This is a genomic window from Nocardia sichangensis, assembly GCF_047200615.1.
GTDB lineage: Bacteria > Actinomycetota > Actinomycetes > Mycobacteriales > Mycobacteriaceae > Nocardia > Nocardia sichangensis.
This window is the reverse complement of record NZ_JBJZOK010000009.1, coordinates 221,807-241,348: the sequence shown is the minus strand read 5'-3', so window position 1 is coordinate 241,348 and position 19,542 is coordinate 221,807. Positions and strand designations below refer to the sequence as shown.

Sequence of the window (19,542 nt, the reverse complement as noted above, 5' to 3'; positions counted from 1 at the left end):
GGAACTCGCGGTGCCGAGCCGCCCGGGCGCGTCGGCCCCGGCTTCGCCTAGACTCTCTGCCGTGGCCGGACGACTTCCTGATCGCGATATCGCGGCAATACGCGAGCGCGTCCGGATCGAAGACGTGGTGGGCGAGTACGTCGCGCTCAAGCGCGCCGGAGCGGACTCCATGAAGGGCCTGTGCCCGTTCCACGACGAGAAGTCGCCGTCGTTCCATGTGCGACCCAATCACGGCCTGTTCCATTGCTTCGGCTGCGGCGAGGGCGGCGACGTGTTCGCCTTCCTGCAGAAGATCGAGCACGTCGGGTTCGTCGAGTCGGTCGAGCAGTTGGCCGACCGGATCGGCTACCAGATCAACTACGAGGGCGGCGGCACCTCGGTGCAGCGCGATCGCGGCACCCGGTCCCGGCTCGTCGCGGCGAACGCGGCCGCGCACGAGTTCTACGTCGCCCAGCTGCGCGAGCCGGAAGCCGAGACCGCGCGCAAATATCTCACCGATCGCAACTTCGACGCCGGGGCCGCGCACCACTTCGGCTGCGGCTACGCCCCGGCGGGGTGGGACACGCTCACCAAACACCTGCTTCGCAAGGGGTTCGACTTCAAGGAGCTGGAGGCGGCCGGGCTGTCCCGGCAGGGTCAGCGCGGCCCGATCGACCGTTTCCACCGACGGCTGCTGTGGCCGATCCGCAACCTGTCCGGTGATGTCATCGGCTTCGGCGCCCGCAAGCTCTTCGACGACGACACCATGCCCGGTAAGTACATCAACACCCCGGAAACGTTGCTGTACAAGAAATCCCAGGTGCTCTTCGGCCTGGATCACGCCAAGCGCGAGATCGCCAAGGGGCACCAGGCGGTCGTGGTCGAGGGCTACACCGACGTCATGGCGATGCACCTGGCCGGGATAAAGACCGCCGTGGCCTCGTGCGGCACCGCATTCGGCGACGACCACCTCGCCCTGTTGCGCCGCCTGATGATGGACGACAATTTCTGGCGCGGCGAGATCATCTACACCTTCGACGGCGATGCCGCGGGCCAGGCGGCGGCCCTGAAAGCCTTCTCTGGTGATCAGAAGCTGGCCGGTCAGACCTACATCGCGATCGCGCCGGACGGGCAGGACCCGTGCGAACTGCGGCAGCACTCCGGTGACGCCGCCGTGCGCGATCTGGTCGCCCGCCGAACCCCGCTGTACGAGTTCGTGATTCGCGGTCTACTGGCCGACCACAACCTGGACACCGCGGAGGGCCAGGTGGAGGCGCTGCGCCGGGCGGTGCCGGTGGTCGCGCAGATCAAGGACAACGCCCTGCGCAAGGCCTACGCCACCAAACTGGCCGGGTGGGTCGGCTGGGACGACATCCAGACCGTGGTGCGCCGCGTCGGCGAGGAAGCCAAGCGGAACCGCAACGGCGGCGGGCAGGCGGGCGCGGGGCGTGCGCCCGCGCCGCGCCAGGTGGTCGCGGAACATCCTGCGGCACGGCCGAATCCGAACGATCCCACCCTGCTGCCGCAACGTCAGGTACTCGCCGCCGCACTCCAGTACCCGGCGATGGCCGGAGCGGGTTTCGACGCGCTCGAGGCCGAAGCCTTCACCCACCCCGCCTACTCGGTCCTTCGCGGCCTGATCGCCGAGGCGGGCGGCACGGCCGCCGGGCTCGGCGGCGCCGAATGGGTCAACGCCGTCGCCGACCGCACCGAGGATCTGACCGTGCGCGCCCTGCTGTCGGAGCTCGCCAACGAGCCGCTGCCGGTGAAATCGGAGTCCGACATCCCGCGCTTCGTCGCCGGTGTCCTTGCGCGCACCCAGGAGGCCTGGGTAGGCAGGCAGATCGCCGAACTCAAGTCCAAGCTCCAGCGGGTCTCCTCGACCGAACAGCCGGAGGCCTACTTCGCCCTCTTCGGCGACCTCGTCGCTCTCGAGCAGTACCGCAAGAGCCTGCTCACCCAGGCGATGGGCAACCACGGGGACTTCGCCACCGGGGCCTAGGGTCGATCAGATCCGTGATTCCTCGCACACAGTCCGACTGGTGCGAGGATCGGTCACAGCATGTGCGGGGTCAGCGGCGCAGCTGGTCGTGCGGTACCAGGACGGTGGTCCGCTCATCGATCGGCTCCATCGGTTCGAGGCGGGGGCGGGTGCTGAGCTTGTCCGCCAGTTTCTGCCTGCCGACGAGCACGAGCTTGCGGGTCACCGGGCTCTCGGTCAGCGCGCGGGTAGCGGCGCTGATCTGTTCGTAGCGAGCCCGCCCGGCCTTACTGCCGAGTACGTAGCCGGCCGCCACGCCGATGATCAACCGCAGCATCTCGATGTGCTCCTCCCAGTTGCCAGTTCGCCGCCCCCATCCTGCCCGACACCCCACACGCCTGTCGATCCGGACACTCGGTAGCGACACCCCCGCTCTCAGTGACAACTCAGCAGGTAGCGCCGCGATTTGGGCCTCCGCCCAGCGATACGCTAGAGTTTCTCCTCGGCCCGCCCGATACCAACCGGACGAGCCAAGGGCAATCCCCTATAGCTCAATTGGCAGAGCAGCCGACTGTTAATCGGCAGGTTTCTGGTTCGAGTCCAGATGGGGGAGCAAGAATAGGCCTCTGACCAGGAAATATGGTCAGGGGCTTCATTCGTTTGGTCCACTGATCGGACCTCACCGAGAAAACGCCAAGATTCGCCACCGAACGTTTCGTCGACCGGTCGTGTCGAAACCTGACCGAGTCGTCCAACGGCGTCACCATGATGATTCCGAACAGTGAGCCTCGGTGTGAGATCGATGCTGTCTACGCCGAGTGTGATGGGCCGAGGTTCCGGTACGAAAATCAACGCTCATGCCGAATCCGTGCGAATGCGCCGCGCAGCCAGGCCGCCAATAGCGCACCGACAGTGACGCCAGGCTCGGCGTATCGAATTGTCGAACATATGTTCGACACTGAGGTAGGCTGGTTCGGGTGAACAAACATTCGATCGCGGCGGCGCCGGATGCTCCAGCACCGGGATGGCCGGAACTGGCCGATGTCGATTTGCTGCGCACCCTCGTCGAAACCGAACGCCGTCGGAGGCGACTGGAGGCTGCCATGCGCGCAGCCGTCGCCGAAGCCGAACGTCGTGGCCTCGCCGCGGACACCGGCTATCGGGACACCGTGGAGCTATTGACTGATCTGCTGCGGATCAGTGCCCACGAAGCGCGCCAGCGAATCGAATACGCGGCTCCGCAGGCCCGCTCGCGTTCCAGAAAGGTATGGAGGGTGCTGGCGGCAGCAAGCTGAGGCCGAGCCCGCTGCCTCGACCTCTGTTCGGAGGGCCGCGAGGACCGACTGCCCGTTCACCGTGGCTCGTTTCGAAACGGCGCAACGTTGGCCAGCAGTTGATCTCGCGAACGCGCGCACATGCCGATGATCGTGTGCGTCGAACTCTGTGGTGCTGATCAGACCACACCTTGGGAGGGGCTCGGCCATCTCCGCGCGTTGAGCAGGTTTCCCCGTCACGGGTGGGGAAGCAAAACTCCCTGCTGTGTAGCAAATTTGGACATTCGACCGATAGGGGACTCGGGTGCGGCGAGCGCGCTTATGTTGAGTTGGAGGTCAACGATGTCTCAGTGGAGGAGAAGTCCGCGCACGATTCGACAGTCGGTCCTGCTGGCCGCAGTCGCCGGGACGGTGGTGCTTGCTCCGGCCGCGCTGGTCTTACCGGCATTCGCAACCCCTGATCAACCCCCGGCTACTACCGCACCTGTCACCATCGCGCCCGTGACGACGGTGCCGCCCGTGACGACCGCGCCGCCGGTCACCACCGTGCCGCCAGTGACGACCACGCCGCCGGTCACCAGTGTTCCTCCGGTCACGACCGAACCGCCCGTGACGACTCCGTCATTTCCGAAAACTGTTGAGCCGGAAGATCCCTACGGCCCGGACGGCTTCGATGTCTGGGGGTACGACCGGTGGGGTTACGATCGCTGGGGTTACGACAGGTGGGGTTACGACCGGCAAGGCTACAACGAACGGGGCTACACCTCGCAGGGCTGCGCCCGTTTCGGCGAGGACCGGCCGGACGCCGACCGGCTGGCCTGCGAACTGCGCAGGGCGCGACCTTCCACCGGCAGCGCGGGCAGCTGAAACCCATACCGCTGCGGTTCAACACCTCGCCCATCGACTCGTAGCGCAGACGACCGCGCCGCGGGTCGATGCTGACCCGAGTCGGTTCTGGGGGGCCGTGTGCGAACCTGCTGGGTACATCGTGATGGACTCGACCGTCGGCAGCACCGCCTTGCTCTGTAAATAGGCCCGTACCGTGCTCGCGCGTCCCTTCAGCGTCAAGAGGCCTGCGGCGATCCGCCGACTCTCGACCCCGGAGCAGTCGTTCAGTCCGCTGCCCAGAGGCTGAGTTTCTCCGGATTCCGGATCGCCCAGATGCGGGTGATCCGGTTGTCGGCGATGTCGAAGGCGTAGACCGACACGATGGTGTCGGCGAGCTGCGCCACCAGGCCCGGTTGGCCGTTCACCGTGCGCTCGAGCAACCTCACCTCGGGAGATCGGGCGGCGATTTCGATCCAAGCGCGGGCGATCCGCTCGCCGCCGTTGATCGGGTGCAGGAAGGCCGGGGCCAGGCCGCCGCTGTCGGCGGTCGCGGTCGCGTTCGGATCGAGCAGCCCGATCAGAGTTTCGATGTCCTGTGTCTCCCAGGCACGTTTGAAGTCCCTGATCACCTCGGCGTGCCGGGTTCCCGACGGCCCCTGCGCGGTGCGGATGCGGCGGCGGGCGGAAGAGGCGAGCTGGCGGCAAGCCGCAGGGGTGCGTCCGACGATCTCGGCGACCTCGGCGAAGGAGTAGCGGAAGACATCGTGCAGGACGAACGCGACCCGTTCAGCCGGTGTCATGGAATCGAGGACGACGAGGAACGCCATACTGATCGACTCGTCGAGGGTTACCCGGTCGGCGGGATCAGCAGGGGAGGGACCACCGAGCCATTCGGAACGGTCGGGCAACGGCTCGGGAATCCATTCGCCTACATAACGTTCCCGTCTGGCACGCGCCGAGCCGAGGAGGTCGAGGCAGATGCGGCTGGCGACCGTCGTCAACCAGGCGCCGGGCGCCGCCACCTCCTGCCGCTGCCGCTCGGGCAACGCGTACCAGCGCAGGTAGGTCTCCTGCACCACATCCTCGGCTTCGGCCAACGAGCCGAGCAGCCGGTAGGCGAGATTGATCAGTTGACGGCGTTCACTGATCACCGAGCGCAGGTGCGGGTCGGTCATGGGTATCGGCTCCTTCGGTCGACGCGGGCCCTTACCGAATCGACGAGACAGCGACCCGATTTGTGAGACAGCCTGACATTCCGGACGGCTGTGTCGTCGGAAGGTCGTGACACTTTCAGCGAAGCAGGAGTTCCGGAAATGACCAGAATCGGCATCATTCTCGGCAGTACCCGACCCAACCGTAACGGCTCGCAGGTCGCCCAGTGGGTCCTGGACGTGGCATCGCAGCGCGGCGACGCCGAGTTCGAACTGATCGATCTGCGTGACCACCCGCTGCCGCATCTGGACGAAGCGGTGCCGCCGATGTTCGGCCCGTCCGTCAACACGCATACCCGCGCTTGGGCGGAGCGCATCGCACCGTTCGACGGTTTCGTGGTGGTGACCCCGGAGTACAACGGCGGCGTCCCGGGAGTGCTGAAGAACGCCTTGGACCACTTGTTCGCGGAGTGGACCGACAAGGCGGTCGGATTCGTCTCCTACGGCGTGAACGGCGGCGCCCGCGCGGTGGTGCAGTTGCGGACGGTCTGCAGCACGCTGGGCATGGCCGACGTGGGCTATCAGGTCGCGATCTCGGTGCTCACCGATTTCGAGAACCACACCACCTTCGTACCGGGCGAGCACCATGCCGCCGCCCTGGGCAAAACGCTGGATCAGGTCGTCGCGTGGAGCGTCGCCCTCGCACCTTTGCGCGCCGCTGCCGCGGCCGCCGTCGGGTGATCCCGCAGAAGAGACCGCCTCGCGGCCGGAAATTCATCGAATGGAGGATGCAATGACTGCCAACGATCACGGAGTTGGTTCGGTGGTATCGGCGCCCGCGCAACGCGCAGTGGACGAAGCCGAGATCAGGCGGCGGATCGACAAGTTGGCCGAAGGAATCGGGGCCAAGGATCTCGAGGGCGTGAAGCAGCTCTACGCAACGGACGTCGTGTCCTTCGACGTCGAGCCTCCGCTGCAGCATGTCGGTATCGCGGCGAAAGCGAAGAACTGGGCGAATGCGTTCACGTTCTTCCGGGATGTGACCTATGAGGTTCGCGACCTGGTCCTCACCGTGGGCGACGATGTGGCATTCGGACACGCCTTCGGTCGGCTCAGTGGCACGCTGCAGAACGGGGTGCCGACGAACGGTATGTGGGTCCGGGTCACTCTCTGCTTCCGGAAGATCGACGGCGATTGGCTGATCACGCACGACCAGGCTTCTGTGCCGTTCGATATTTCGACCGGCAAGGGAGTGGCCGACCTCGAGCCCTAGCTGCTGCCTGCCGCGGTAGCCGGGCAATGCCGCCGACACGCCGCGGCCCCGGCGCGAGCGTCGCGTTCGGGGTTGCGGCGGGCAGGTTTTCACTCGGACTCCGTGTCGGGACAGTCCGCGAGCGCGGATCGCCCAGAGTGACCAGGCTCACGATTGGGATTCGCGTAGGGCTGTAGAGGGTCCTGACCAGCGGTTTCCAGTAGGGGTGCTGGGTGTATCGGCAAGAAAACCGGGTGATTTGTGTCGGTGCCGGGCGGAATACTGACCCGCGCCCGATGAGTTCGAGCAGTCGACACCGTCTCTACAGCTGTGGCGCCGGGATGCGATCCGGTGACTCGGCGAAGGGCCACATGTTCTGTCAACGACCCATGCCTCCGGAGGTATCCGATGTCCGCCGCACCATCCGTTCCAGCCTCGGGAGGGCGGACACCGACCGTCATTCGGGTGCTGGTACTCGCTACCTTCGTGGTGATCCTGAACGAGACCATCATGATCAACGCGATTCCGCGCCTGATGGCGGATCTGGCGATCACCGACCGGGCGGCGCAGTGGGTGTCGACGGCGTTCATGCTGACGATGGCGGCGGTCATCCCGACCACCGGCTGGTTCCTGCAGCGCGTGACGACCCGGCAGGCGTATGCCGCGGCGATGGGCGTCTTCCTGGCCGGTACCGCGTTGTCGGCGGTCGCGCCGTCGTTCGCGGTGCTGCTACTCGGCCGGATCGTGCAGGCCTTCGGCACCGCTGTGATGATGCCGCTGCTGATGACCACTCTGATGACGGTGGTGGCCGAGCACGACCGCGGCAGGGTGATGGGCAATGTCACCCTGGCGATTTCGGTTGCGCCCGCGATGGGGCCGGTGATCTCCGGTGGTGTTCTGCAAATCGCTTCGTGGCGTTGGCTTTTCGTGCTTGTGCTGCCGATCGCGGGTGTGATCACTTGGCTGGGGCTGCGGCAGCTGGAGAACGTCGGTGAACCGCAAGCCGGGCAGATCGATGTGGCCAGCGTGGCGCTGGCGGCGCTCGGGTTCGGCGGACTGGTGTTCGGGCTCAGCCGGTTCGAAAGCGACGACTTCGCGGGCCCGCTCGGCATCGTCGCCGTGGGCTCGGCGCTGATCGCCCTGTTCGTGTGGCGGCAGTTGCGCTTGCAGCGCACCGGTACCCCGCTGCTCGACCTGCGCGTGCTGCTGTCGGCCACCTACACCAAGGCGCTGATCCTGATGTCGGTGGCGTTCATGGCCATGCTCGGGTCGATGATTCTGCTGCCGCTGTACCTGCAGAACCTGCGTGGCCTCAGCCCGTTGGCCACCGGCTTGCTGGTGATGCCGGGCGGATTGGCGATGGGTCTGCTCGGGCCGACCGTCGGCCGCCTGTTCGACCGGTTCGGCGGTCGCTTGCTGGTGATCCCGGGGTCGATCGGAATCGCCATAGCGCTGGCAGGCTTCACCCAGATCTCGATGACCATGCCGTACTGGCAGCTGCTGGCCCTGCACATCCTGCTGATGGTGTCGCTGGCGGCGGCGTTCACCCCGGTGTTCACCCTGGGTCTCGGTGCGCTGCCGCAGCATCTGTACTCGCACGGCAGCTCCATGCTCGGCACCTTGCAGCAGGTCGCCGCGGCGTTCGGCACCGCTCTCGTGGTGACGGTGATGTCGGCGCGCGCCACGTCGCTCGCCGCCGAGGGAAGCGACCTCGTCGCCGCGCATCTCGACGGCATGCGCCTGGCCTTCCTCGTCTCGGCGGCGTTGGCGCTGATCGTGATCGTCATGGCGGTGCTGCTGCCGAACCGGGCCGCCGCGCACGAAGAGGCAGCCCCGGTGGAGTCCGTCGAGGGATCGGAGACCACGGCTCCCGAACTGACCAAGCGCTGAACCGCTTCGATACGGAAGCCCCTGGACGCATCCAGCGCCAGGGGCTTCGTCGTACGCTCCTATATCGGCACCGGTGGCGGGAATGTCCGGACGATGCCGCTCACCCGCCGACGACCGCGACTACCCGGTAGCCGATGATCAGCGCGGTCAAGACCACGGGAATCGCGGCCACGCTCGGAGTGACGATCGCGCGCGCGAAATCGCGTGCGGGCCGGTCGGAATCGGGAATCATGTCGAACGGGAGCGGCCCGGATGCCAGCGGCTCACGTAGTTGCCGCGCGGCGGATGCGAACAGTTCCCGGTAACGGCGTTCCAGGCTCAGGTAGTAACCGTCGAGACCCCAGAAGATCCAGGCCGGTGCCAGCGCCAGCAATATCAGGCCCGATCCTTGCCGGGCCTGTGTGGTGAGAAGCGCGAATATCACGGAGACGAGGGTCACCGACCATCCGCGCACCGTGAACGACTGCTGGCTCAATCGCGCGATGATCGACTGCAACATCTCGAGGTGCTTGATGCGATGATCCGTATCCATCCTGTCCCCAATTCCCGGCTGGCATAGGCTGATTCGGCGTGTCTCGGCGCCGAATCGCCAGAGTACGGCACGGCGGTGGCGCAGCCGCCCGCCCAGCGGTTGGATTCGCTGACGGCGCGGAGTCGCGGGGGTACACTCGCAGCGACAAGGGGTGTGGTGTTCGGTCGGCCCTGGATCAGAGGGGCGGTTGCAGGTTCGCCGAAAATTCGTCGCGCGCGAGAATTTCCGGCTGGCAACGGATTCCGAGGTAATACTTATGGCAAGTGCTGAATTCGGTCGAGAACTGCGCAAGCGTCGACTCGAACAGGGGCTGGCCCTGGGCAAACTCGCCGAACTCGTGCACTACAGCAGGAGTCATCTGAGCAGGGTCGAGAACGGGCAGAAGTCGCCGTCCTCGGCGCTGGCGCGCGCCTGCGACGCGGTCCTGTCCGCGGGAGGCGACCTGCTGGTGCTGGCGCCCTCGGCGGCACAGCCGGACCTGGATCTCGATATCGACGTCGGCGGCTACTCGGATGCCGAGTGGAACGTTCGATTGCACGCGGACGGGTCCGGTGTGTTCCGGATCGGGGACTTCGGCGTGCCGCCGGTGACCGCGTTCCCCGCGACAGCCACCAGCTCCGCCGCCTCGCTACCCGGCTTGAGCGCGCTGTTCGAGGAGATCAAACGCCTCGGCCGGACCAGCAGTCCCAGCCTCGTTTTCCCCATGGCGGTGATACACGAACATGCCGCGGCCGCGTCCGCTCTGCGCAGTGCCGGTGAGCTGCGCAGGCAACTTCTGCTGCACGCCGCCCGTACCGCGGAATTCGCCGGCTGGATGGCCCAGGAATGCGGCGACGAGCGCGGCGCGCTGTGGTGGACGACGCGGGCGGTCGACCACGCTTCCGCCGTCAGCGACGAGCACATGGTCAGCTACGCGCTGGTCCGCAGGGCGGTGCTGAGTCTGTATCGCGGCGATTCCGCCGAGACGACCGATCTCACCGAGCAAGTGCTCGCCGACCACGCCGTCCATCCCCGGATCCGCTGGCTGGCCGCGCTGGGGGCGGCACAGGGCTATGCCATCGGCTTGGACCACTCGAATTCCATGCGAGCGCTGGACGAAGCCGCAAACCTTTACGACGTCGCACATCGCACTGGGGAGAACGAGCTGGGGCCCTCGGCCCTGCACGAGCGCTCTGTCCTCATCGAGGCCTGGTGTCACTACGATCTGGGCAACCTCGAGGACGCCGCCGTACTGTTCGACCGAGCGATGTCGCGGAATCCGCAGCAGTCCGACCGTGACCGGGCGCGGTTCGGCACCCGGCGGGCGTTGGTGTACGCCGCGCTCGGCGACCTGGATCGAGCGTGCGCGTTGATCGCGCCGTTGCTCGACGTCATCAGCGCGGTGGACTCGGTGACAATCCGCGCGGATCTCCTCGATTTCGCCCGTACGGTGGGCCGTTACCGCCGACATGCCGCGCTGCTCGACATCCAACCGGCGCTGATGTCGGTCCTTGCCAAGCGTTGAGTGATCGGTTGTCCGTTGCCGCTGCGAACGGCAACGGACAACCACTGTCGCCGGCCGTCTGCTCGCTGAATGCTGAAGAGCGAGCCGCAGTTCGCGGCCCGGAGGTAGGAAAACGCCGCGGGGGCAAATGATGAGGACGAGAACGCCGCTTCGATGCGTTGCGGCCACGGTGGTAGGACTGTGCCGACCTACGGTGAATCGGCACGGCGCTCGACTTATGCGAAAACGAGCACATTCGACGCCGGCCGGGAGGGCGAGTCGACCATAATGGGGAAATAAACCAACCAGAACCTTTCGATCCGGCGGTCAGGGGAGACACGCGGTCGGATATATGACCGAACGTTTGCTGTTCGAGTCGCTCAGAGTTCGGTCCGGGTGCAGACTGTTCTCTGAAAACCGTGGTGTTTCGCTCGAGGACGAGATTCGCGACCGTGAGGCATCCGAAGGATGTTACTCGGGGGTGCAACGAACTGGTCGGTTCATCCAAATCGCTCCGTCATCCGCGGCATCTATTCGCAATCGCGCAGCACTGCGCTCGATAAATCGTCCTCGAGAATCGGGTCAACTGATGGAAATATTCCTGAACTACCGCATCGTTGACAGCGTCTACGCGGTCAACGAGATATCGAAGCAGATGGCACGACACCTCGGCAGGGCGCGTGTCTTCCGGGACGTGGATTCGTTGGCCCTGGGTAGGTTGTACGCGCGCAGGATCCGCCGTGCGCTCGAGGAATGCGACACGATGGTGTCGGTGATCGGCTCGTATTGGCTCGACGCACGTGACGAACGCGGACTCCGTCGCATCGATGACGATCGCGACTGGGTGCGTATGGAACTCGTTACCGCGTTCGCGCGCGGGATACCGGTCGTCCCCGTTCTGCTGGACGACACGTCGTTGCCGAGCCCGGACCAGCTTCCGGCGGATATCCGCGCGCTATCGCAATCGCAATACTGGCATATTCGGTACCGAACGGTCGAGGAAGACGTCCGCGGTCTGCTCCGGCACCTTGCTCCGGGGGCCGACATTCGGCCGGACGGGCCGGACCGCGCGGCGCAGCAGGGCCCGCAGAACAATCAGATCAACGTGGCGAAGGACGGCAGTGTCGTGCACGCCAATCAGAACGGAACCCAGAACATCTGGCTGGGCGGCCATCACAGGAGATGACGATGCACCCGTCGCCGGGACCGAACAACAATCCCAACACGAACAATCAGATCAATCAGGCCAACAACGGCAGCAGCATCTACGCCAACAACGGCGGTCGGCAGAACATCAATATTCACCAAGGCCCCCGCCGACGCGTCTGGACGTGGTACGTGCTCGCGGGATTGCTGTTGCTCGACGTGGGCTTCTTCGTCTATGGCCAGTCCGCGTACACGGCCGAATCCGGGAATTCCGGCGATCTCTCGCGTGCGTTGATATTTTTCGCGCTCTTCGTCGCCACCGTTGCCCTCGTGCGGGTATGTGTGCGTGATCTGTTCGGTCGGCGGTAGGCGCGTGCGATGAATTCTTGTAAAGGAAATGGTTCATGAGTGTCACGTTCGATCACAGAGACGATCCGCGGCCCCCGACATTGGCGTCGCGGGAGCGTCCGGCGCTGAGCAGCAGGGAGATCGAGGTACTACTGGCGTGGATAGCGTCGGACTCGAAGGTGGAAGTCGCTCGGCGGCTGTATATCTCGCTGGGAACGGTGAACACCCACCTGGCCCGGATCAGGGACAAGTACGCAGCGGTCGGCCGGCCCGCGCCGACGAAAGCCGCTCTCGTGGCCCGCGCATTGCAGGACGCGCTGATCGGCATCGATGACCTGTGACCACGGCCTCGGCGGGCAGTCGGGCAAACGGCGGCGTGGCGACGTGGATATCGCGGAGTGGAAATGCGCTGACGCCGGCGATTCGGGTGGCGCGGAGGAAAACCTTTGGGGCGCAGGGATTTGTCGGTCGAACGGTCGACAGTGAATCACCGTTTGCCCCGGTAGCATTGGCACGCCCGGGTGGCGGGGTGAAAGGGAGTGGCACCTGATGAGTGAACCGAAGGCGACAATTCTTCCGGTATATTTCGTCGCGGACGAATCGTATTCGATGGTCGACGATGTGGCGGATCTGAACGCGGGCCTGTCCAGCTTGCTCGACACCTTGCAGGGCGAATCCATGGCCGCGGCGAAGGTGCGTTTCTGTGTGCTCGGGTTCTCCGATACCGCGGTCTGTCATCTGGAACCGACCGATCTGCGAAATCTGGAAGCCATGCCGGAACTGCGGGCGCGCGGTTCGACGTCGTTCGCGGCGGCGTTCGCCGAATTGACCAACCGGATACCGCGCGACATCGCCGCGCTGAAGTCCGCCGGCTACCTGGTCAATCGACCCGCCGTGTTCTTCCTCACCGACGGTGCGCCGAATCCTGGCGAGGGCTGGGAGACCGAGCACGCGCGGCTGACGAGTTTCGCGGCCCGGCCGAACATTCTGGCGTTCGGCATCGGCCAGGCCGACGCCGATGTGATCCGGCGGGTGGCGACCAACCCGCAGTACGCGTTCATCACCGCGGCCGGCACCGACACCGGCGTCGCGATCTCGAAATTCATCACGGCGCTGACGCAGTCGGTGATCAATTCGGGCCAGGCGTTGGCGACGGGACAGGCGACGCTGCAAGTGGAGAAACCCGATAATTTCGTCTCGCTCGCCGTGGACACGGTGTGATGGGCTTCCTGAGCAAGCGGGGCAAGCGCTTGCCGGATGATCCGGTGCCCGCGGATCCGGCTGTCATCGTGAACCCGGCACCGGCGGACGAGGCGATCGGACCCACCCTTCCGAGCCGCCCGGCGAGCGAGCCGATCGTCGTCGGCGCCCCCACACCCGCGTTCGAGGCGAAGGCCATCGGCACCGAGTACGGCAGGAATCCGTACCGCGCGGACACCATGATCGACGGATGGTCACGCGGACCGTTCACCGTTCGCGCGGCATCGGTGCGTGGTTACCTGCACCGATACAACGGCGCACCGCGTCAGGACGATTTCGCGGTCACCGCGGCGCCGGATCGTGATCGACTGATCGTCGCGGTGGCCGACGGAGTGTCCGCGGCGCGGTATTCGCACATCGGCTCGACCACCGCCGTGCGCTACGCCACCCAGTGGCTGGAAGAGCAGCCAGTGGAGGCGCTCGGCGACATCGGATGGCAATCGCTGTTCCAGAACACCGCGTGGATGCTGACCGAGCGCGCCGCCGCTGTGCTGTCGCTGGCGCAAGCCGATGCCGAGCAGGCCGAGCAGGTGCTGGCGACGACGCTGACGTGTGTGGTGTGTGAGAGCGACGCCGACGGCGCGTTGTCCGCGGTGCTGGCCGGTGTCGGCGACTCCGGTGCCTGGTTGCTGTCGGACGAGCGTTTCGTCCCGGTACTCGGCGGCAAGCAGTCGTCGGACTCCGGGTTGACCTCCTCCGCGGTGAGCGGGCTGCCCAGAGTTCCGAACGAAGTCGAGCCCATATCGGTGACCGTCGAGCCTGGCCAGGTGTTGCTGGTCGGCACCGACGGATTCGGCGATCCGCTCGGCGGCGGCGACGGCGAGGTCGGGGCATTGTTCGCCTCGGTGCTCGCCGGGCGGGTGCCATCGCACCTGGAATTCGCGCACACCCTGGATTTCTCGCGGGAGACATTCGACGACGACCGGACATTGGTGGCCATCTGGCCGAGGGTGAACTGACGGGATCGGCAGTGACGCAGCAGCGAGTGAAGGTGGGTCAGCTCGGCCCGTTGACCAAGCTGGCGGCCGGTGGTCAAGGGGTGGTCTTCAGCGCGCCGAGCGCGCGCATGCGGTACGCGAAAGCGGTGGTGTACAAGGAATACAAACCCGTCGTGCTGGCGAATGTGGCGGTCGACGTGTTGGAGGAGATGCCCGCCTACCTCGAATCGCTGCCCTTCGCGGAGGGCATGGACCTGCTCTCCCGGGTCGCGTGGCCGTGCAGGCTGGTCGAGGCGGACAACTCCGCCCAGGTGACCGGGTTCGTGATGCCCGCGATTCCGGACGAGTTCTTCATCAAGATGACCATGTCCTCGGCGGTGCGGTCGAAGACCGCGGAGTTCCAGCATCTGCTCAACGGTGACGGTTTCCTGGCGCGGCGCGGCATTCCGCTGACCGACCGGCACCGCTACGAGTTGCTGGCCGAAGCCGCCGAAGCGCTGACTATTCTGCACCGCCACGACATCGCGGTCGGCGACCTGTCACCGAAGAACCTGCTGTTCTCGTTACAGCCGGATCGGAAGGTGTACTTCATCGACTGCGATGCCATGCGGCTGCGGTCCCGGTCGGTCTCGGCGCAAGTCGAGACTCCGGACTGGGAGGTCGAGGTGGTCAATCCCGGAGAGGAACTGGCGACCGCGCGATCGGATGCCTACAAGTTCGGGTTGCTCGCGCTGCGGCTGCTGGCCGGAGACCAGAGCACCCGCGATCCGAACCGGCTGCCCGCCGCCGTGCCCGCTCCGGTGCGGGGACTCGTCGGCGCGGCCCTGTCGCCCGTACCGGCGCAGCGGCCCCGGCCGGGGGACTGGTTGCCCGCGTTGTCCCAGGCCGCGGCGCGCGCCGCCACCCGCGCGCCGTCGCCTCCGCCACGGACCACACCGCCGCGCGGAGCGGTGGCGCCCGCCATCGTCACACCGGCATCACCGGTGATCATGCCGCCGCCCGCTGGCCGCCGCCCGTGGGCGCCTCGGATTCCGACTCGGGTAAAGGTGATCTCCGCGCTCGCTCTCCTTGTTGTCGTCGTCGGCTTTCTGGCCGGCAAGATGTCCGGCGACAACGGTCCGAGCGCCGCGGGCAACCGCGCGGCGGCCGTGGCGACCGGACCGACCTCGGTGACCGCCACGATCGCCGTGGGCGCGCAACCCTGGGGCGTCGCGATCGATCCGACCAGCGCGAACTTGTTCGTTACCAACAGCGCGGGCAATTCGGTCTCGGTGATCGACACGAAGACGAATGTCACCGGAGTGGTTACGGCACCGGGAATGGTGAAGCCGACCGCGGTCGCCATAGATTCGGCGGCGGGGCTCGCCTATGTCACGAATGCCGGAAGCGCCTCCGTGTCACTGATCAACACGCGCAATGGGTCTTTTGCGGGAAGTATCCCCGTGGGCGCGGGGCCGTACGGCATCGCCGTCGACTCCGCCTCTCACACCGCTTTCGTCACGAATTTCGAGGCCGACACGGTGTCGGTGATCGACACCAGATCCAGGGTGGTCACCGCGACGATCCGGGTCGGTAGCCATCCGTACGGCGTGGCCGTCGACCCGAGTTCGCACAGCGTCTTCGTCGCCAACGCCGGTCCGCCCGGCGCCGTCGACCACACGGTGTCGGTGATCGACCCCGCCCTACCGGTCGTAGCGGCCACGATCAATGTCGGGAATCAACCTTGGGGCGTGGCGGTCGACTCCGACACGCGCACCGCGTACGTCACCAATCATGCCGACGGCACCGTATCGGTGATCGACATTCGAACCCGCGCGGTCACCGCGACATTGCGCGTCGGGCTCGGACCGGTCGGCGTGGCGGTGGACGGGCCGCGGAAGACGGTGTACGTCACCAACCACGGCCTCGACGATGTGCGTACTGCCAGCGCTGTTTCTCTGATCGACACCCGGACCGGAAAGCCCGACAGCTCGATTCGAGTGGGGAGCCGCCCGCACGGTGTCGTCGTCGATCCGGGCAACCGGACCGTCTACGTCACGAACTTCAGCGACGGCACAGTGTCCGTGATCGGTGACTGATGGCGACGCACAGCTTCCGCCATGGAAGAAGCCGATGGCCGCGGCTCATTGTGGCAGTCGTCGTCGCATACGCCACCGTCGTGGTCGTGGGCGGCGGGTCCGAGCCCGGGGCGCGTGACAACCCGGTGAGCGCCGGGGACTCCACCGCTCTCGGTCGCACGCTGGAGCCCATCGTGCGCGGAGTGCTCGACGCGCACCTCGTTCCGGGCGCGGTGGTCTACGTGCGGACGCGGGACACCGTGTGGCGACAGGCTTTCGGCACGCGAACGGTCGGGCGGAGCGATCCGGTGACCGTCGACGACTTCTTTCGCGTAGGTTCCACCACCAAGACGATGGTCGGCACGGTCGCGCTGCAGCTGGTCGGGGAGGGCAGACTGGCCCTCGATGATCCGGTGTCGAAGTACCGGCGCGGCGTTCCGAACGGCGCCGGCATCACGATCGCCGAGCTGCTGAACATGCGCAGCGGGTTGTTCAGCTATAACGAAGCACCTCAGCTCGCACGAGCGATGGACGACGACCCGGGGCGCACGTGGGAGCCGGAAGAGCTGCTGCGGCTGGGGTTCTCGTCGCCGCCGTATTTCGCCCCCGATGCCGAGTTCCGCTATTCGAATACCAATACGATTCTGTTGGCCTCGGTGCTCGAGCAGATAACCGGTGAGGACATCCGCTCGCTGCTGACGAATCGCATCTTCGTTCCGCTCGGCCTGACGAACACGTCGTTCCCAGCCCTCGGCGACGCGTCCCTGCCCATACCGTCCCCACACGGATACCTCTACGGCACCAACGAGTCCGCGCTCACGTCACCGCGGCTGCCCGACGACCAGCTCGCCGCGGCTCGCACGGGATCACTACTGCCGACCGACGTGACGAACCTGGATCCCTCGTGGATCGGGGCCGCGGGCGCGGCGATCTCGACCGCGGCGGATCTGGCTGCCTACGTGCGCGAGCTGGTCGGTGGCGACCGCCTGCTCGGGCCCCCGCTCCAGGCGCAGCGCCTCGACAGCGCGGCTCCGTTGAGCCGGAGCGATCCGGCGGACATCCACTACGGTCTCGGACTCGAGTCGTTCGGGCCGCTGCTCGGCCACGACGGGGCGATCCCCGGGTTCCAGACGTTCATGGGCTATGACCCGGTCACCGATATCACCGTCATCGTGTTGTGCACGCTGCGCGACGGGCCCGCGGGCGGGCGGCCCGCGAACGAGATCGCCTACGCTTTCGCGCGCACGCTGATCGGCGGCTGATCCGCAGCGGTGGCCGCACGACGTGGCCGGTCACCAGGTGGGCGTCCGGCGAAGCGTCGCATGATGGGCCGGTCCATACCGTGGTAGATGGCCGCCGCGGCGAGGATCGATACGACCAGTACGACTGTCGCCCACAACGCCCAGCCGCCGATCGAGTACCGGTGCCCGCCGATGAACAGCCGGGTGACGATCACCATGACCGGGAACTGGATCATGTAGAACGCGTAGGAGATGTCACCGAGCCAGACCAGCGGCCGTCTGGCATTGAGGCCGGAGATTCCCGCCACGTCCCGGGCGGCCAAGGTGGCTATCACCGCCGTCATCGGCGCCACCAGCAGTGCGGACATCTTGTAGTTCACCGGGACGAACCAGGTTGCGCCGTAGACGAGGACCAGCGCTGTCAGCGGTGTGGTCAGCCGCGTATTGCGCCAGAGACCTTCGGCGACGAGACGGGCGGCGATGACTCCGAGGTAGAACTCCGGCAGTCGTGATGCCGGGAAAGGGTAACTGAGCCAATATGACGTCGGGATCGGAATATCGGGCTGCGCGAACCATTGCGGTGAGGCGTGAATTTCGAACTCGGGCGAGACATCGCCGCGCAGCAGCCTCGGCGCGAAGGTGTTGGCGATGCCCTTGGGGCCGTCAGTCCACAGGTAGAAACCGGTGTGCAACGCCAGGATCGCGACCAGCAGCGCCGCCACCGCCCACCACAGCCCGCGTCGCGGAATACGCGCGACCATCGGGTAGGCCAGGGGAAAGCTGAAGTAGAACAGCAACTCCGCGCACAGCGACCAGGACGGGACGTTGAGCCCGCCCACGGTGGTCCACTTCGGCACCCAGGTGTGCACGAGCAGGACATTCGGCGCCCACACCACCGCACGGCCGAGCGGGACGCCTGCCGCGACCACGAACACCAGCGCGGCGACCAGATGGGTCGGGTAGATCTTCAGAATTCGGCGGCGATAGAACAACCGCACCGGCATACCTTCGCGAAACGACCAGTAGATGACGAAGCCGGAGAGCACGAAGAAGAAGGTCACCCCCGCAGCGCCCTGCTGCATCGGAGCAAAAGTGTGAATGGTGCGGAACAGCTCCGACTTCTGGAACGGATAGGCCGGGATGAAGACCAACGCGTGCAGGACGAAGACGGCGAAAGCCGCCCACCACCTCGCGCCGGTGAGCGCGGGCAGCTCAACGGCCGGACGATAGTCGGACGGCATGGGCGGGCCGTGCGTCGCGCTCAGAGCCCGAACCGCTGGCGCACCTGCACGGCGACGGCGCCGTTGCCCTGCGCGTTGGGGTGCACCGGGGCGCCGTCGAACGGCGAGTCCGCGCCTGCCAGCCCGCTGATCCACGGCTCCTCCGAGCAACTGGCGTGCCCCGCGGTGATCGCGCGCACGTCGACGAACTCGATGCCGAGCAGCTGCGCGGCGGCACGTTGCGCGTCCTGCAGGCGATCGAGATAAGCGATGTAGCCTTCCGCGCGCGGCTGGACGACCCGTCCGACCACGGCGAGATCCATGCATGCCGCGGGCTGCCCCGGGGGAAAGATCTCCGGGTATCCGACGAGCGCCACCCGCGCGTTCGGGGCGTAGTAACGCACGAACGTGACGACCTCGCGTACGCGGTCCGCGTAGGTCGCGCCGGTCACCGCGTGGTAGTCGGGCAGCCGGTTCTGCTCCGCCGCGTCGAGCCCGCACCCCTCGACGATGTCGAGGAGGCAGTCGGTCGAGGGAAACGCGGTCCCGCTCGACGCACCCCAGATGTCGTTCAGGCCCGCTTGGATCAGGACGGCACGTGTATCGGACCCGAACGCGCCCTGCGCGTGGGCCTTTCGCGTCTGATGCACGAGCGTCCAGCCGTTCCCGGTGTCGATCGTGCCGCCGTTGCAGGACACGTCTACGAATCCGGCGGTGCCGGAGAGTCTTGTCGATATGGCGAGTTTGTTCGGCCAAGAGTTCGGTGACCGAGCGCACCCGTCGTCGGCATGGCCGAGGACGGGCGCGGTGGCGGTGAACGAGTCGCCGAGGACGACCAGCGTCGCGGCGCCGGCCGGATCGGCCGTGGCGGTCGTGCCGGAGGGCAGGGCGAGCAACGAGATCGCTACGAGCGCCGCGGTAGCCGTCGATCTACCTCGGACGGATCTCATCGCACACCCAAT

Annotated in this window: 20 protein-coding genes and 1 tRNA gene; 15 read left to right on the top strand and 6 right to left on the bottom strand. The window is 66.5% G+C overall.

What is annotated here, in order from left to right; translation table 11 throughout:
* Positions 1-61: 61 nt before the first annotated feature.
* Positions 62-1,981, top strand: coding sequence for a DNA primase (gene dnaG, locus ACL03I_RS15585; protein WP_412806282.1), 1,920 nt, complete (start codon positions 62-64; stop codon positions 1,979-1,981).
* 70 nt (positions 1,982-2,051) lie between these two features.
* Here the strand turns inward: dnaG and ACL03I_RS15580 are convergent, their stop codons facing one another.
* On the bottom strand, positions 2,052-2,297 hold the full coding sequence (locus tag ACL03I_RS15580; RefSeq protein WP_039796811.1) for a hypothetical protein: 246 nt from the start codon (positions 2,295-2,297) through the stop codon (positions 2,052-2,054).
* 203 nt (positions 2,298-2,500) lie between these two features.
* Between ACL03I_RS15580 and ACL03I_RS15575 the strand changes: the two genes are divergently transcribed.
* Positions 2,501-2,573 (top strand) — tRNA-Asn (locus tag ACL03I_RS15575).
* 364 nt (positions 2,574-2,937) lie between these two features.
* Positions 2,938-3,255 (top strand): DUF222 domain-containing protein, encoded by a 318-nt coding sequence (locus ACL03I_RS15570; RefSeq protein ID WP_412806281.1) that lies wholly within the window; start codon positions 2,938-2,940, stop codon positions 3,253-3,255.
* A 440-nt stretch (positions 3,256-3,695) separates the two neighbouring features.
* Here the strand turns inward: ACL03I_RS15570 and ACL03I_RS15565 are convergent, their stop codons facing one another.
* A complete protein-coding gene (locus ACL03I_RS15565) occupies positions 3,696-3,830 on the bottom strand; it encodes a hypothetical protein (RefSeq protein ID WP_267906909.1) in 135 nt (44 codons plus the stop codon).
* Positions 3,831-3,843: 13 nt separating this feature from the next.
* On the opposite strand from ACL03I_RS15565, the gene ACL03I_RS15560 reads away from it, so the two are divergent.
* Complete coding sequence (locus ACL03I_RS15560; protein WP_355072520.1) at positions 3,844-4,101, top strand: hypothetical protein; 258 nt, start codon at positions 3,844-3,846, stop codon at positions 4,099-4,101.
* A gap of 245 nt (positions 4,102-4,346) precedes the next feature.
* Here the strand turns inward: ACL03I_RS15560 and sigJ are convergent, their stop codons facing one another.
* Positions 4,347-5,237, bottom strand: a complete 891-nt coding sequence (gene sigJ, locus ACL03I_RS15555; protein ID WP_355072524.1) for an RNA polymerase sigma factor SigJ — start codon at positions 5,235-5,237, stop codon at positions 4,347-4,349.
* A gap of 138 nt (positions 5,238-5,375) precedes the next feature.
* Between sigJ and ACL03I_RS15550 the strand changes: the two genes are divergently transcribed.
* The 3 genes from ACL03I_RS15550 (at position 5,376) to ACL03I_RS15540 (ending at position 8,355) form a co-directional block, all read left to right on the top strand.
* Positions 5,376-5,954: an NADPH-dependent FMN reductase gene (locus ACL03I_RS15550; protein WP_364427448.1), complete on the top strand. Its 579-nt coding sequence runs from the start codon at positions 5,376-5,378 to the stop codon at positions 5,952-5,954.
* 109 nt (positions 5,955-6,063) lie between these two features.
* On the top strand, positions 6,064-6,486 hold the full coding sequence (locus ACL03I_RS15545; RefSeq protein WP_412806280.1) for a YybH family protein: 423 nt from the start codon (positions 6,064-6,066) through the stop codon (positions 6,484-6,486).
* A gap of 387 nt (positions 6,487-6,873) precedes the next feature.
* Positions 6,874-8,355 (top strand): MDR family MFS transporter, encoded by a 1,482-nt coding sequence (locus ACL03I_RS15540; RefSeq protein WP_412806279.1) that lies wholly within the window; start codon positions 6,874-6,876, stop codon positions 8,353-8,355.
* Positions 8,356-8,455: 100 nt separating this feature from the next.
* Here the strand turns inward: ACL03I_RS15540 and ACL03I_RS15535 are convergent, their stop codons facing one another.
* On the bottom strand, positions 8,456-8,887 hold the full coding sequence (locus ACL03I_RS15535) for a hypothetical protein (protein WP_355072531.1): 432 nt from the start codon (positions 8,885-8,887) through the stop codon (positions 8,456-8,458).
* A 256-nt stretch (positions 8,888-9,143) separates the two neighbouring features.
* Here ACL03I_RS15535 and ACL03I_RS15530 point away from each other — a divergent pair, with 256 nt between their 5' ends.
* From ACL03I_RS15530 to ACL03I_RS15495, 8 genes are all read left to right on the top strand, one after another.
* Positions 9,144-10,391, top strand: coding sequence for a helix-turn-helix transcriptional regulator (locus ACL03I_RS15530; protein WP_355072533.1), 1,248 nt, complete (start codon positions 9,144-9,146; stop codon positions 10,389-10,391).
* 331 nt (positions 10,392-10,722) lie between these two features.
* Positions 10,723-11,556 carry a toll/interleukin-1 receptor domain-containing protein gene (locus ACL03I_RS15525; protein WP_397277449.1) on the top strand — a complete coding sequence of 278 codons (834 nt, stop codon included), beginning with the start codon at positions 10,723-10,725 and terminating at the stop codon, positions 11,554-11,556.
* 2 nt (positions 11,557-11,558) lie between these two features.
* Positions 11,559-11,885, top strand: a complete 327-nt coding sequence (locus ACL03I_RS15520) for a hypothetical protein (protein WP_355072537.1) — start codon at positions 11,559-11,561, stop codon at positions 11,883-11,885.
* Between the two features lie 35 nt (positions 11,886-11,920).
* Positions 11,921-12,205 carry a helix-turn-helix transcriptional regulator gene (locus ACL03I_RS15515; RefSeq protein WP_355072539.1) on the top strand — a complete coding sequence of 95 codons (285 nt, stop codon included), beginning with the start codon at positions 11,921-11,923 and terminating at the stop codon, positions 12,203-12,205.
* A 208-nt stretch (positions 12,206-12,413) separates the two neighbouring features.
* Positions 12,414-13,085: a vWA domain-containing protein gene (locus ACL03I_RS15510; RefSeq protein WP_355072540.1), complete on the top strand. Its 672-nt coding sequence runs from the start codon at positions 12,414-12,416 to the stop codon at positions 13,083-13,085.
* Complete coding sequence (locus ACL03I_RS15505) at positions 13,085-14,083, top strand: protein phosphatase 2C domain-containing protein (protein ID WP_412806302.1); 999 nt, start codon at positions 13,085-13,087, stop codon at positions 14,081-14,083. The genes ACL03I_RS15510 and ACL03I_RS15505 overlap by 1 nt, the downstream gene beginning before the upstream one ends.
* A gap of 11 nt (positions 14,084-14,094) precedes the next feature.
* Positions 14,095-16,140, top strand: coding sequence for a YVTN family beta-propeller repeat protein (locus ACL03I_RS15500; RefSeq protein ID WP_412806278.1), 2,046 nt, complete (start codon positions 14,095-14,097; stop codon positions 16,138-16,140).
* A gap of 50 nt (positions 16,141-16,190) precedes the next feature.
* On the top strand, positions 16,191-17,381 hold the full coding sequence (locus ACL03I_RS15495; RefSeq protein WP_412806277.1) for a serine hydrolase domain-containing protein: 1,191 nt from the start codon (positions 16,191-16,193) through the stop codon (positions 17,379-17,381).
* Here the strand turns inward: ACL03I_RS15495 and ACL03I_RS15490 are convergent.
* Positions 17,348-18,601, bottom strand: coding sequence for an acyltransferase family protein (locus tag ACL03I_RS15490; RefSeq protein WP_412806276.1), 1,254 nt, complete (start codon positions 18,599-18,601; stop codon positions 17,348-17,350). The two genes, ACL03I_RS15495 and ACL03I_RS15490, sit on opposite strands and share 34 nt — an antisense overlap.
* A gap of 20 nt (positions 18,602-18,621) precedes the next feature.
* Positions 18,622-19,530: an SGNH/GDSL hydrolase family protein gene (locus ACL03I_RS15485; RefSeq protein WP_355072547.1), complete on the bottom strand. Its 909-nt coding sequence runs from the start codon at positions 19,528-19,530 to the stop codon at positions 18,622-18,624.
* Positions 19,531-19,542 lie beyond the last annotated feature (12 nt).